We start from the raw sequence: 12,926 nt of genomic DNA, 5'->3' as shown, positions 1-12,926 counted from the left end.
ACAGCTTGGCATTGTCAGCTACAGGGTCTATGGATTTTCAGGATTTTATTTCATCACTGAAAGCACAATTTCAAACAATTAACAATTCAACAATTTAGCCATTAACCTCGCTCTCAAACTATAAAACTATGTTTAAGATCTACTTTCTCACCGCCTTTCGCTCGCTGCTCCGCAACAAGAGCTACAGCATCCTGAACATTGCCGGGCTGGCACTGGGAATTACCTGCAGCATCCTGCTTTTTCTGGTTATACAATATCAGCTCAGCTACGATAACTTTCACAGCAAAGCTGATAAAATTTACAGACTGGTCGTTACTTTTCCGGTTAATGATTTTAATACACCAGCTTCCCATTTCCCGATGGCAGCCAACCTGCGAAGCAACGGAAACTTAGGCTTTGAAGCCATTACGCAGATAAAAGGAGATATGGGTGCACAGATCAATATCCCATCAAACGCTGTGGGTACAGGCCGTAAATTTCTGGTTGATGAGAATATCGGGTTTGTAGAGCCGAGCTTTTTTGATGTTTTTGATTTCAATACAGGGCCTATAGATGTAAGATCTCAATTCTCGGATCCCAATGTGGCGATACTGACACAGTCGCTTGCAGATAAATATTTCCCAGGTCAGAATGCAGTTGGCAAAGTAATCAGGTACAACAATCAGTATAATCTAAAGGTAGTTTCTGTGATGCCGGATATGCCGGGCAATACCGAGTTCCCGTTTGTTATGCTGATCTCATATGAGACAATCCGTAAAACACTGCCAACAGATTGGGGCAACCTATCAAGCGACCACCAGACATTTGTGGTGCTACCCGATAAAATGCCTGTAACTACAGCTGAAGCATCGGTTAACCAATTTGTGAAGCAGCACATAGCACGTGAAAGCCCGGGCCACACCATGAAATACCTATTGCAGCCTTTAAAAGACATACACTATAACACCAGCTTTTTTGGCGCTTTTGCCCAGACCACTATAGCTAAAGAACTGATTTTAGCTATGGCTATAGTTGGCATTGTGCTGTTGCTTACGGCTTGTATAAACTTTATAAACCTTGCTACAGCACAGGCCATCAGGCGTGCAAAAGAAGTTGGTGTACGAAAAGTAATGGGCAGTAGCCGCTCTCAATTGGTACTTCAGTTTCTGTGCGAAACCCTGTTAATTGTACTGTGCGCTACTTTCCTTTCTGTTATTTTCACGGAGTTGGCATTACCTTACTTAAATGAACTGCTCGACCTGAAGATTACATTCAGCTTGCTTGATGATCAGGTACTGTTGCTGTTTTTGGTAGTTCAAACGCTGTTGGTTACTCTTTTCGCCGGATTTTACCCTGCCTTTGTGCTGTCTAATTTTCAACCCATCACAGCGTTGCGCAGCCGTATGAGTTTGCAGAAATTTGGCGGCGTATCGTTACGTCAGGTATTGGTAGTGATGCAGTTTACCATTTGCCAGGTGCTCATTATTTGTACACTGCTTGTAAACGAGCAAATGAATTTCTTTCGGAACAAATCGCTGGGCTATGATAAGGAAGCTGTAGTTACTATTACTTTACCCCGAAACTCAGGATATAAAATACAGCCCCTACGCCAGGAATTGTTAAATAACCCGGCTATCAAAGGAGTAAGTTTTGGCTCTGATGCCCCATCTTCCGGCAACATCAGCTACGGTAACTTTTACTTCAATCATGCCGCAAAAGATGCCGATTTCCAGACACACAAAAAGTTTGTAGACCCATACTACTTTGGTTTATATGATATGCAGTTTCTGGCTGGCAAACCTTACCCTGACAGCGACTCGATCTACCATATGGTCATTAATGACACTATGCGTCGCAAGCTTGGGCTTAAAACACCCGAAGATGCGATAGGCAAGTACTTGTCGCTGGGCGAAAGAAAATACGCAGGTGCTATAGTTGGTGTAGTAGCAGATTTTCACCAGGCATCACTGGCATCTCCCATCGAGCCGCTGATTATGACCAAAAACCCGGATGCCTATAGTGTCTTATCAGCTAAAATTGACATGACCCAGCAGAAAGAAGCCTTGCAGCATTTAGAAAAAGTATGGGAAATAGCTTACCCGGATGATGTTTTTAACTATGAATACCTGGATGATACGATAGCGGAATTTTACCAGGATGAAGCCAGGCAAAATACGTTGTTCAAAGTATTCTCTCTGATCGCCATCTTTATTGGTTGCATTGGTTTGTATGGATTAGTGGCCTTTATGGTTGCACAGCGTACCAAAGAAGTAGGTATCCGCAAAGTATTAGGTGCTTCAAACTTCAGCATTACGGTATTGTTCTCTAAAGAATTTGTAAAACTTGTATTGGTCGCTTTTGTAATTGCCATACCAATTGCCTACTACTTAATGAACCTGTGGCTACAGGATTTTACATACCGCATTACGCTTAGCTACACACCATTCATTCTGGCTGGGATTGCGACGTTATTAATTGCACTACTTACCATGAGTTTCCAAGCCATAAAAGCCGCAATGGCTAATCCGGTAGTATCTTTAAAAAGCGAATAACTATTGTTTCTGATTTAAATTACCTACTTATCGTAAAGTAGGTAATTTTTTATACCTGATTTGCAGCTGCTTATAGTTTAGTACGCAAAAATTTAGATTAGCCTATTTGCAGTTTAAAATCCCACTCCTATCTTTGCACCACAATACGACAGAATGGTCCGTTCGTCTAGGGGTTAGGACTCCAGATTTTCATTCTGGCAACAGGGGTTCGATTCCCCTACGGACTACTACTATAAAAAAGCCGCTTCTCCTCAAATGGAGCGGCTTTTTTGGTTCGATAAATTTCCCCTTCGGTTATGTTTATCGAACTTTTTAAAATACTCCGTCAAATCTTCCAAAATACTGCTAAACTCTCCCTGTATTTCTTCTATATGGGGATCAAAATAATTTGAGTCTTTACTACAGTTGATTTATACTTTACACCAGTCTGTTAATTATTCTTTAAGACTTTTGAAAACTGCTCCCGATATGTAATGCCAATTGGTATAAGGGTCCTATTTATCACAACCCTGGCTCGTTCTATGACGCCGATATGTTTTAAGGAAATAATATATGATTTGTGGATCCTTACAAAAGTTTTAGGAGAAAGCATCTTTAGTATATCGTTCATTGGCAGCAGGGTCATGATCTTGCCGGTTTTGGTATAAAAGGTGATGTAGTTACCTGCACCTTCGATATAAAAAATGTCATTGGTTTCTATCCGATACATTTGGGAGCCGCTTTTAACCAGGATGGATTCGCTGTGCTGCTCTACGGTATGATTGATAACAGTGCTTTCTCTTAATATGGAAGAGTTTGAATTTACTTTGTTAACTGCTCTAAGAAACCGGTCATATTTTACAGGCTTTAAGAGAAAATCAACAGCATTAAACTCATAGCTCTCAGCCCCAAATTCAGCATAAGCAGTAGTAAATATTACTTTAGGCATAACTGGCAGTGACCTCAATAACTCCATGCCTGATATTTCAGGCATATTTATATCCAAAAAAACAAGGTCTACCGGGGTATTGACCAAAAAGGACATGGCCTCGAATGGATTGGTAAATCCGTTAATATACTGTAATGATGGAGTTTTCTGAATATAACCGGCAATAAGTTCAAGCGCAAATGGCTCATCATCAACAGCGATACATCTCATGGTTTTTTAGTTGATTTCTATTTGAAGCTTTACATAAAAAGATGAACCCAAGTCATCAATTTCCAGTTTATGTTTGCCTGGATAAATAAGCAGCAACCGTTCTCTGGCATTTTTCAAGCCTATGCCTGAGATAGTATTTCTTTTGGCAAGATGATCGGATTTAGCGTTGCTCGTTTCCAGTGTCAAAATATTTTCTCTTAAAAATATCGAGATGGATATGTCTGCTCTTTGACTCAGGATGATCCCATGTTTAAAAACGTTTTCAATAAACGGAATAAGAATCATAGGAGCAATTTTATGGCTTTGCCAGTCCCCTTCCACCTGGTAATTTACCTGATCTGCCAATTGAGGTGACAAGCGCTGTAATTGAAGGTTTATCGTGTTATCAATATACTGAATCTCTTTTTCAAGGAAGACTTTGTCCTCGTTGCTTTCATATAACACATAGCGCATGAGACCTGAGAGCTTTTCAATAATATCGGCAGTTACTACATCCTTGCTTTTAGTTGCCGAAGCAAAGGCCATGTTTAAGGTATTAAAAAGAAAATGCGGATTGATCTGCGCTTTCAGATACTTTAACTGAGTCTTAAGATCGTCTTGAATTAATTTTTGTTGTCGTTCCTGATTCTTAAACCACTGCCTTGTCAGCCCATAGCCGATGGAAAGAGAAAGTATAATTGTCTTACTCTGCGTGTTTAGTAAGAGGTCTGACAAAAAAGATTCTTTCTCTGTTGAAAAAAGGGAGAGGCTATAAATCTGGTCAAAAACTGAGTTAAGAAGGACGATGATAACAAGTAAAAGAATTACCCAAAAGGTGTATTTTTTAAATCTATGTGTGTTTATAAATAAGGGAATCAAGTACAAACCATTCAAATAAAACAACAGCATACTAAGGCTGGTACTCCAGATCAATGGAAAGTATATACTTCCGTCCTGTTTCCTGAAAGGGCCTATCGTATTGACGGTATTCCATATAAATAAGATCAAAGCGCTCCATACAAGTACGTGTAGGAAGGGTTCTAAACTAATCCTGAACTTAAGCTTCTTAATATCCTGAATCATAGAGTTGCTGCTTGATACGCAAAGCCAAAGATATTTAAAAAAAGTAGGTAGCATTACTCTATTATATCAATTGCCTGTCTCGCTATTTATATTTCATTCGTCCATTCGATTTACTACTTCACATAGTATTTCTAGTCGCCAAAATAATTGAATTGCTCGAGTTAACTGAGGTCTTCACTTTTGGATAACGAAAAGCAAAAAAATAGTAAAAACAGGGAAGCTGCTCTTCACATAATTTATATAAAATGAAAAATCCTACATCCTATTTTCTGTGTCTATTGCTGTTGTTTGGTAAGACTTACTTATGCAATGGACAGGCCACTACTAATCAAGCCATCAAAGTTGACAGGCTCATTGAATCAATAAACTTAAGCCTAGAAAAGCATTATGTCTTTCCTGAGAAGGCGCAAGCGATCACAAAGTTTCTGCAAACACAGACAAAAAAGAAAGCTTATACTTCCGTTTCTAAAGATCCTCAAAAGCTAGCTAAACAAATACAGGCCGACATTTACAAAATACACCGTGATCCTCACATGGTTGTTGAATATAATCCGAATTTATCGGGACGAATCCAGGGGAAAGTAGAGCCTTCAGAGGAAGAGATTTTGCAGACAAAGATCTTCGGGAAAGAGAATAACTATTTGTTTAAGAAAGTAGAAGTGTTGCCCGGCAACATAGGCTATATTTCCATCAACGGTTTTTTAGAACATATAAATGAAGCAAAACCGATCATAGAATCAGCACTTGGTTTTTTAGCAAATACCAGTACCATCATTATTGATTTGAGAGAAAACAATTGGGGTGGTGAGCCGGATATGGTAAGCCAGGTGGAAAGCTACTTCTTTAAAGAAAAGACTCGTATGAACGATTTGGTAAACCGCACGAACAAAGACACTACCTTTTATTATGCTGACCCGGCTAAAACGGATGGTTTAACTCTATCAATGCCTATCTATATTTTAACCAGCAAAAAGACTTTTTCGGCTGCAGAGGACTTTAGCTATGCGATGCAACAGGCGAAACGGGCAACCATTGTAGGAGAAGTAACCGGTGGTGGTGCGCATCCAACGATGCCCTTCACTGTAGGTCAGGGCTTTGTTGTATCGATCCCATTTGCCCGGTCACTCAATCCTGTTACTAAAACCGATTGGGAAGGAACAGGTGTAATTCCTGATTTTAAAATTGAAGCTTCAAAAGCACTTTTAAAAGCACAGGAACTTATATTCAGAGAGCGCCAAAAAATGGCCAAAAATGAGAAAGAGAAACAAAAACTGGAATACCTGATCAATGCACTTTATGTAAACAATGATCTTCTTACTCTTCCCTTAGATCAGTTTGATCAATTTACCGGCACCTATGGACCGCTAGTTATCTATAGGGATGGCAATAAACTTTTCTGTAAATTCGCTGATAACATAACTGAACTGGCACATATATCTAAAAACCGCTTCGTGCTAGATGGCAATGCGCATATTGAATTTGTAAAGGACAGTAAAGGCAACTATTCTAAGGCCACACTTTTTGTAAGTGATGGCGGTATCTTTGAGGAGCTTAGAAAGTAAAAGGTTAAACAGGCAAATAGTCCGGAACTGAATCGTTGCACTCCTTTCATTTAATACTCAAGAAAGACAAAACCACAACGAAAGGCTCCAAAGCTACCTTTTATTAGCGTAAATATTCCTGTAGGACCACCAAATCCCTGTGTAAATGGTTCGATAATTCCATCCTTTGAGCTACAAGTTATCATATCAAAACAGTATAAAGCCTGCAAATCAAAATATTTGCAGGCTTTATGCATTTAGGACTCTACTGGATCATTCACCTTTTCCCGATAAAAAGGAGCGCGATTCGGTCGAAGCCTTGTAACTTGCTTTTCGCTCCTTTTTACTAAATTATTAACTTTGAAGGGTAACTACGTCAAATTTGGGTTACCCTTCTAAATTAATAAGCAACAACTTAATTTACCAGCTGATGCGCTTAAGCTCTTTATAGGGCGCTTTATCAGCTCCGTTCACATCATTATTTTTCCGTTCTATCGCTTTATTTAAAGCATCTGTGTAAGAGGTGCCGTATCCAATAGTAACAAGAGTGCTGTAGCAATCCCACCCTGGTATTTTTTTGGTGTATTCTATGATCACAGCAAAACGGGCGTTAGGGTTGTAGTTATAAGAGGACTCTACAATGTACTCATGCTTCTCCCCCGGGAATTGAGCACGAAGGTGCGCGTCCATTTCCTTTTTGGCCTGGGCGTAAGTAGTACTGTTATAAGCTTCGTACCGAATCTGTGTAGAGTATCCCTTATAATCATTGAACGCCCAGCTTCCATCCCGGCAATTAATAGTTGCAGGTCCAATGACTCTGCCAAATACTAAATAAGCCGGGCCGTTATAGACAGGTGCCGTACCGCCAGTGCCTCCCCCTGTACTTGGTGGCTGGGTGATAGGTGGTGTAGTGGGTGGGTTAGGATCTGTACGGGTGGTGTAATCGAGTACATTACCGTACACAACCATTCCGCTACTTGTCTTGGCGTAGGCCCGAATGAAATAGCGGGTTCCATAGCTAGGCAGTGTAATCCTGCTGCTGAAGTCGCCGAAACCAGACCCGTCGAAAGAATACCCTCCTGTACCAAGGGTTGGAAGGTAATCGGATGCAACAGCGTACACTAATCCGCGCTGCACCACTGTTTCATTGCCAAAATTAGTCACCCTACTGGTGGCAGTATAATCCAGGCCTCCAGGTGAACCCCCGGACAAAGTTTCTACCTTAACCGAAGCGACTTTTAGAACTACCTCATTACTATAAATATATTCACCATCAATCTGCCTCGCATAAGCACGAACATAATAAGTGGAACCAGCAGCAAGATTATTAATCGTGCCAATGTAAGTACTGGCATTTTTATAAATGCGAAGCTCCACTGTATTAGACATAGTCGAATTATTAACAGTTGGATTAGGTAAAGTACTATAACAAAAACCAGCAACCCCACTGTAGAGTGTTTCTCCATACACATTCATCGTAAAATTGGCCGAAGACATGGTTACGTCACTTGGCGGATCTACAAGTTTAACTGAAGTTAAAATTGTTGGGCGTGTGGAGAAGGTGATCTGATTTCCGTAGTGAGTCTGCTTCGTTACCGGATCATAGGCATATGCCCGGGCATAATAAACCGTGTTTGGCACCAGGTTATCCACTACCCACGTGTTAATTGTAAAAGTTGTAGGCTCCGCTACCCAAAAATCAGCTTTTGTGGGGTTTGGTTTTAAACTATAACACACGCCCCTTTCGTAGTCTTTGGCCAATATGCCTGTAGCAAACACGTTCCAGCCTAACCGGGCTGAATAAGCTTTAATTTCTGTAGCTTCAGGAGTGCTTATTGAAAATACTTTGGATGATGCGGGTGTGGTAAAGCTTCGCACCTCGCTATATACCAATGCTCCGGCCTCGTCAGTGGCGAAGGCTCGGAAATAATACTGAGTATTAGGTTCTAGTTCAGAGAATGATCCGGAAAAGTTAGGATACTGTACTCCATTAATGAATGAAACCTGATTGTTATGAACACCCACCGATAGTTTGTCCAGAACTGTTGGATTTGGATTCGTGCTTAAGCAAAAGCCTATTTTTTTCATCCCACCCGTAGATGAGTAGCTACTTGAAACACTGACACTGGTAGCCGTCAGGTTGTTGCTGTAAGGAGATGTTACTTTTAAAGTAGAGGCAGGTGCGTCCGGAGTCCTGAAAACGATTTCGTTTCCATATATATAATGCCCCCCTGGTACTGTAGTGTAGCTCCTTGCATAATAGGTAGTACCAGGGAACAGCACCTCATGTATGGCAGACCAACTGCCACCAGTATTGACTATAGATCCTTTTCTCCAGGCAATGAATTCAGAAGTAATATGATTGTCTTTAGAGGCATTCGGTGTTGTACTTATGTATAGGGCCGAGAAAGTGGGCTCAAGATCTGGATTGCTAACACTATAACCCAGGCGAGCACTGCCAGCTGTTAGCTCTTGCGGGCTGGAAGTAACAATACTGATATTATATGCTTGAGTACGGAATGAAATGGTATTCCCGTATTGCAGCCCCGAAGAGGTAACAGCGTAACCTCGCACATAATACGTAGTATTAGGAGAGAGATTGGTGTAATTATAAGAAAAAGAATTTCCTCCATATGTCTCGATTCCGATAGCGTCAGGTCCATAGGCAGGATCCGGTTTAGTACTCAGAATAAGACCAATATACCCATTCCCAACTCCTGAAAAGCTAAATGAGCCTGTAACAGAAGCTGCAGTTTTGGTAATAGCAGTAGCCGGGTTAACCTTCACAGTTGCTATAAAAGGAGCTGGAGTTTTAAAAGAAAGCTCGTTCCCATATACTGTTTTACCAGTAGTAGTAGTAGTGTATGCCCGAACATAATAGGTAGTATTCCCACTCAGGCCTGTGAGCGTACCAGCAAACCTGGATTGGCTATAGCTACCTGAAGTAGCACTTTCTGTTGTTTTGCTCTGATAAATAGTGGGATTTGGGCTGGTACTCCAACAAAAACCCCGTGTCTCCAGGGTCGTATTTTTAATGACCAAAGATGTTTCACCTTCCAAATTAGCTGCAAGTGCTGATACTTCACCAACATTCAGTGTAAGTACTTTTACCGGGTCCTGAGTAGAAAAAGTAATTTCATTACCATAAGCGGTAATTCCGGAATTTGAAGTCGCATAGGCTCTCACATAATAGGTTTCTCCAGCGATTAAACCTGTCAGACTACTGCTGAATGAACCAGTACCCTCCCCTGCCGGGATCTTAATATTTTGTATGGTAGGTGCCGGCTCTGTACTTAAGCAGATACCTCTTGCTATCACTGCACCTGGTCCGCTTGTCGTGACGCTCCCCCCGCCTATGGCCGAGTTTAAGGTAATGTTAGTTGGTGCAGTTGTTGTTATAGACATCACCAGTGGTGCCTGAGTAGTAAAGGCAATCTGATTCCCATAATAAATCTTGTCTGCTCCTGAGATTGCGTAGGCACGAGCGTAATACGTAGTGCTAGGCTCCAGACCAGTTAAATCAGTTGCAAAGGAACCGGCTCCGCTACCTCCTGCTATTTCATCTTTACCAACTACCGGTTCTGGTTGCTTACTGATGCAGATCCCCCGTGCCTTCACCGTTGATCCTGCTGCGGTAATAGTGATCGCACCACCCGATTTAGCTGCCGCCGCGGTAACCCCTGAAGCAGGTGTGGTGGTAATTGTAAAGGGTACCTGGGTAGTAAATGTTTTTTGCTGCCCATATGTGGTTTTCCCTGTAGCAGACGTAGCGTATGTGCGGTAATAGTAGACAGTGGACGGCTCCAGGCCCGTTAATGAGCTTGTAAAGCTTCCCACACCAGCTCCATCAACAGTCTTTGAGTCCTCAAGGGTAGGATTTAGGTTTGTGCTCCAGCAAGTACCTCTGGCGGCTACAGTGCCATCAGTACCAGTCATACTTACAGATCCTCCGGTTGTAGCTGTAATACCTGTAATAGCAGAAGCATCGTTGGTACTTAAGTGAAAAGTATAGGTAGGCTGTGTTTCAAAAACAATTTCTTCTCCGTAGATGGTACCAGCCGGAGTGGTGGCATATGCTCGTAAATAGTACCTTGTCTCAGGCGTCAGACCTGTCAGGGTACTTGTAAAGCTGCCAGGTCCAGCACCATTTGTTGTTTTACTGTTTGCTATAGTTGGAGCAATTGTTTTGCTCCAGCATACACCTCGTGCTGTCACCGTGGCACTGCCATTTACCACCACTGTTCCGCCGGAGGTGACACTTGAAGTTGTAATTCCCGTGATAGCTGCCGTACTGACATCCACCGATTTGAGTGTGGTCAGGCTTACCTGGTTTCCATAAACTGTTACACCGCTGCTTGTGGTTGCGTAAGAACGAATATAATAGGTCGTGTTTTCAGTCAATCCTGTCATATTACTATTATAACCTGCAGGTCCGCTACCGTCTGAGGTTTTATTAGCTGTGATAGTCGGATTTGGGTTAGTGCTCCAGCAAATTCCTTTAACGGCGACATTGCCCAGTCCTGAGATAGTACCGCCGGAGGTGGCCGACTGTGCAGTAACAGCAGTAGCCGATTTTGTGACCAAAGCCAAAGTAATTAGCTCGGGAGTAGTAAATGTAACCTGGTTACCGTAATAAGTTGCGCCTGCATCATTGGTTGCGTATGCCCTTACAAAATACTTCGTTTCACCACTCAACCCTTCTAAATTGCTAAGGAAGGCACTTGCACCTGAACCGTTTTCAGTTTTGGCATTTTCAATGGTCGGGTTCTGAGTTGTGCTCCAGCATACACCTTTAGCCACGACCGTACCAGAGCCCGATGTGGTAAGGGAACCGCCTGAAGTAGCGCTACTACCGGTTATTTTGGAAATGCTGGCTGTAGTTACATTAATAACCAGGCCTGGCAGGGTAGTAAAAGAAACTTCCGGGCTATAAAAGGTCATCCCGGAATTATTAACAGCATAGGCGCGGAGGTAATATTTGGTATTTGCTTTCAGACCTTTTAGATCGGTAACAAAAAGTCCAACACCTGTTCCGATTGCCGTGTGATCATCAATTTTACTATCACTCATTGTAGGGTTGGGACTGGTGCTCCAGCAAATCCCACGCAAAACCACATTGCCATAACCGGTTGCATTAATGTTGGTTCCTACTTTAGTCCCGGTAGCGGCAGTATAAAAAGAATAAACCTCTGTTGTCAGGCTAAGGGTATAAGGGGTACGGGTCGTAAAAGACACTTCGTTTCCCGTGATGGTTATACCTGTACTAGTAACAGCAAAAGCTCTGATGTAATAAGTCGTATTGTTGGTTAAACCCGTTATGTTACTGGTAAAATCACCAATACCGGATCCACTTAATATCCCTCCACTGCTACTGGTTGGATTTGGCGAGGCACTTAAATAAAAGCCCCGCCGTACAACCTGGGCATTTCCCCCGAGGCGTGTGATGGTACCACCAGCTGTAGCCGAGGTAGCCATAAGGCCGGTAATCGCGGTTGTTTCCACTTTCAACCCGGACTCTGAGCTAACATTTACCTGCTTAACCGGTGAGTAACCAGTACCACATTCACCATCTGTTATCTTGGCCCGGTATTTAGTCGTCTGCGTCGGTTTTACCCACTTATTATTAGCACGCCCGTTCGCAACGTCCACCCAGTTTACATTATCTCCTGATTGCTGCCAAACCAACTGGCCTCTGTAGCTATTGCTTACGGTTAATTTAACAGAATCTCCAGGGTATATGGTCTGGGCAGAAAGGCGAGGCAAGCCCCCTACAAAAAATACAATAAATATAAATACTGTAAACCCTCTTAGTTTAGCAGGCTGGAAGTTAAATATCATATCGGTTGGGATGAAGAGCTTTTTATTGAATGGCAATTTTCTGGATGACATGCAATTTTTCACCTGTTAGGCGCAGAAGATAGATGCCTCTGACGTTGGTATTGATTCGGATCTCTTTATGTAATTTTTCGCCATGACCTATGAAAGCCTCACTATGGATCAGTTTACCAACCGGGTTATAGATTTCCACCAATACACGTCCCTTTAGGAGATGCTTATCTGTGGTCAGGAAAAAACTTCCATTACTTGGGTTCGGGTAGACAGCTATGCCTAATTCTTCAGACATATCTTTTATACCCGTTATCCCATCCACAATAACCTGAACTGTAGAGCTTACACTACATTTCGTACCATCGGAAACGGTCAGAGTATAGGTAGTAGTGCTAGTTGGCCTGGCAGTTGGGTTCGCTATAGAAGGGTTGCTCAAACCTGTAACTGGCACCCAAGCGTAGGTAAATGTTCCCGATCCACCGGCAGCTGTGGGTTCCCCACCCAAAATAATCTGTTCGCCAGATTTTATGCTTTTATTGATACCTGCATCGACAATCAGGGCCGGAGGCTGAGACACAGTGAAGGTCAAGGTAGTCTGTGCCTGTAATGTAAGTGTCACTGTTGAACACAGTATGGCAATCAGGAAAGTCCTTGCCCTGGATAGAATATTGCGCATAGATGCTAAGGGTGTAAAATTTAAAGCGATAATTTGAAATTTAGGATGGTAAGGATTCGGGGGCAGGATATTGCCCTGCCCTGATTAAAAAATATCACAAATTTAATTTAAAGTTCATTAATTATAACATACCTACTTCTGGGTATTTA

The 12,926-nt window shown here is 42.1% G+C and carries 6 protein-coding genes and 1 tRNA gene; 3 read left to right on the top strand and 4 right to left on the bottom strand.

Annotation, left to right across the window (positions count from 1 at the left end):
* Positions 1-128 precede the first annotated feature (128 nt).
* Complete coding sequence (locus GXP69_RS08685; protein ID WP_163914435.1) at positions 129-2,531, top strand: ABC transporter permease; 2,403 nt, start codon at positions 129-131, stop codon at positions 2,529-2,531.
* 155 nt (positions 2,532-2,686) lie between these two features.
* Positions 2,687-2,758 (top strand) — tRNA-Glu (locus tag GXP69_RS08680).
* A gap of 203 nt (positions 2,759-2,961) precedes the next feature.
* On the opposite strand, the gene GXP69_RS08675 is transcribed toward GXP69_RS08680, so the two are convergent.
* Positions 2,962-3,669, bottom strand: coding sequence for a LytR/AlgR family response regulator transcription factor (locus tag GXP69_RS08675; RefSeq protein WP_163914433.1), 708 nt, complete (start codon positions 3,667-3,669; stop codon positions 2,962-2,964).
* 6 nt (positions 3,670-3,675) lie between these two features.
* Positions 3,676-4,383, bottom strand: a complete 708-nt coding sequence (locus GXP69_RS08670; protein ID WP_163914431.1) for a sensor histidine kinase — start codon at positions 4,381-4,383, stop codon at positions 3,676-3,678.
* Between the two features lie 593 nt (positions 4,384-4,976).
* On the opposite strand from GXP69_RS08670, the gene GXP69_RS08665 reads away from it, so the two are divergent.
* The gene (locus GXP69_RS08665; protein ID WP_163914429.1) at positions 4,977-6,293 is read left to right on the top strand and encodes a S41 family peptidase; all 1,317 of its coding nucleotides are present in this window, start codon (positions 4,977-4,979) and stop codon (positions 6,291-6,293) included.
* 399 nt (positions 6,294-6,692) lie between these two features.
* On the opposite strand, the gene GXP69_RS08660 is transcribed toward GXP69_RS08665, so the two are convergent.
* Positions 6,693-12,161: a beta strand repeat-containing protein gene (locus tag GXP69_RS08660; protein ID WP_163914427.1), complete on the bottom strand. Its 5,469-nt coding sequence runs from the start codon at positions 12,159-12,161 to the stop codon at positions 6,693-6,695.
* Entirely contained in the window at positions 12,133-12,777 is a 645-nt protein-coding gene (locus GXP69_RS08655) for a T9SS type A sorting domain-containing protein (RefSeq protein ID WP_163914424.1), read from the bottom strand. Before GXP69_RS08655 ends, GXP69_RS08660 begins: the two co-directional genes overlap by 29 nt.
* Positions 12,778-12,926: the final 149 nt, after the last annotated feature.

Source organism: Pontibacter burrus, from assembly GCF_010686685.1.
In the GTDB taxonomy this organism is placed as follows: domain Bacteria; phylum Bacteroidota; class Bacteroidia; order Cytophagales; family Hymenobacteraceae; genus Pontibacter; species Pontibacter burrus.
Note: the sequence above shows the minus strand (reverse complement) of the source record. Positions and strands in the feature narration are given on the sequence as shown.

Bases quoted from the DNA above. Each gene is read 5' to 3' on its own strand.
- GXP69_RS08675 (WP_163914433.1), bottom strand. From the start codon at position 3,669: ATGAGATGTATCGCTGTTGATGATGAGCCATTTGCGCTTGAACTTATT.
- GXP69_RS08685 (WP_163914435.1), top strand. From the start codon at position 129: ATGTTTAAGATCTACTTTCTCACCGCCTTTCGCTCGCTGCTCCGCAAC.
- GXP69_RS08665 (WP_163914429.1), top strand. From the start codon at position 4,977: ATGAAAAATCCTACATCCTATTTTCTGTGTCTATTGCTGTTGTTTGGT.
- GXP69_RS08660 (WP_163914427.1), bottom strand. From the start codon at position 12,161: ATGTCATCCAGAAAATTGCCATTCAATAAAAAGCTCTTCATCCCAACC.
- GXP69_RS08655 (WP_163914424.1), bottom strand. From the start codon at position 12,777: ATGCGCAATATTCTATCCAGGGCAAGGACTTTCCTGATTGCCATACTG.